The organism is Enterovirga sp. (genome assembly GCF_035325185.1).
Classification (GTDB): domain Bacteria; phylum Pseudomonadota; class Alphaproteobacteria; order Rhizobiales; family Beijerinckiaceae; genus Enterovirga.
Map to the genome: position 1 here is coordinate 3433 of NZ_DAOLAJ010000150.1, position 1772 is coordinate 5204.

A 1772-nucleotide genomic window follows, 5' to 3' on the forward strand; every position below is an offset into this window, starting at 1 on the left:
GGCGGGGATCGATACGGGCCAATACCCGACCGCCATTTCAGCGCCCTACGACGTGCAGCGGAAGGCCGCGGCGGCCCTGTACGCGAAGGAAGGCTTCGCGCCTTGGGCGCCCTATAACGCCTCCCTGCGAGCGGAGATCGAGAAGCGCGGCGGAGCGGGCGCGTTCTCCAACGACGGTGCTGATGGGGGGCAGCAGCCCATGCAGGTTGCCGGGAATGGTCCGGCGCCGTCCGTTCCCGTCCAGGCCGGCAACTCGGCGGAGAACCCGGCTGTCCAGCCCGGCACGGACGGCCTCCCCTCGCAGCCCTATCAGGTCGCCGGGGCGGGCGGGAAGATCCCCGTGCCGCTCGGGCCGCCTCCCGTCATGCCGAAGGCCGATGCTCCCGCCGGGAACAAGACGGCGCGGGCGCAGGCCATCCAGGTCGCCAAGCATGCCATAGGCGTGCTCGCGGCGTCGGGATGGATGGGCGAGGCCGGGAAGGGCGTCGCAGAGGCCGCGAAGGCGCGCCTTGACATGGCCCGCCGGTGGCTCGATCCGACTGACTTCGATCGGATCGCCATCTCGGCGGGACTGACGCCCGGCTCGCCCGAATATCAGGCGCTCGCCCGGAGCAATATCGACAAGCGGCCGGACCAGATCAAGATCGCGGAGACGGCCTATCCGGGGCAGCCGAGCCGCGTGCAGGAAGCCCTGCGGAACAGCATCGACGACAAGAGGCCAGAGGCGGTGCGGATGGGCCAGGCGCATCAGGATACGCCGGGCCTCGTGGATGACGGCTTGAAGGTCATGGCCCGCCAGAAGCAGATGGAGGCTTCGGCGACCACCGCCGGCACGAAGACCGCGGAGGCACAGCAGACCGCCCCCGCGGCCCTGGACCGCGCGCAGCAGGCGCTCGCGACCGTGGCGAAGCTCCGCAACCATCCGGGGAGGTACTGGAATACGGGGCTGCCCGGAATGCTGCGTTCCATACCCGGCACCGCGGGATCTGATTTCGTAGCTCTTTTCGATCAGGCGAAGTCGCAGGCGTTCACGCAGGCATTCGATATGCTCCGGGGAGCGGGAGCCATCACGGATGTGGAGGGAACGAAGGGCACGTCCGCCCTCAATCGCCTCGACCGCGGCCTCAGCGACGCGGGCTTCGACGAGGCCCTGAAGGACTACGAGGACGTGATCAGGACGGGCATGGCCCGCCTGCACAAGGCCACCGGCGCGCAGCCGACGCGTTCGGGCGGCACGGTCACCACTCCCTTCGGGACGATCAGGCAGGTGCGCTGATGCCGACCTTCGAACTCACCGCGCATGACGGCAAGGTCTACGAGATCGACGCCGACGACATCGGGAAGGCGCAGCAGGCGTTCGCGCATGCCTTCGGCGGACAGCAAGGCGGCTTGGGGGCATCGGTGCCTGGATCGCCGCCAGCGGACTCCCCTGTCGGTTTTCCGGTCGATCCGGCGCAGTTCGACCCGGCGGCCGGCGCTCGCGCCACGCAGGCGGCATATGCGGGCTACAACGGCCCGCGTGCCGGCAATCCGGGCGACCGCCGCGCCGAACTCGGCAACGAACTGACGCGGAAGGCCGATGAGATGCTGGTCGGGCCGGGCAGCGTCGTGAATTCCGGGTCGGCCGCCCTTCTCAGCTTCGGCAAGACGCTCGGACTCAACCTGCCGCAGAACATCGGCGCCGGCCTCGCGAGCCTGCCCGGCATCGGCAACGGCCGGACCTTCCGCGAGAACTTCCAGCTTGCCGACGATCAGCTTGCGGCGCTCGGGCG

General features: G+C 69.7%; 1 protein-coding gene and 1 pseudogene. Both read left to right on the top strand.

The genetic code is table 11. The annotated features are described in order from the left end of the window. A pseudogene (locus PKD06_RS18210) lies at window positions 1–1276 on the top strand (hypothetical protein); the annotation flags it as partial. After that, window positions 1276–1772, top strand: a 497-nt coding sequence (locus tag PKD06_RS18215; RefSeq protein WP_324382639.1) for a hypothetical protein, incomplete at its 3' end; no start/stop codon positions are given. The pseudogene PKD06_RS18210 and the gene PKD06_RS18215, both read left to right, overlap by 1 nt.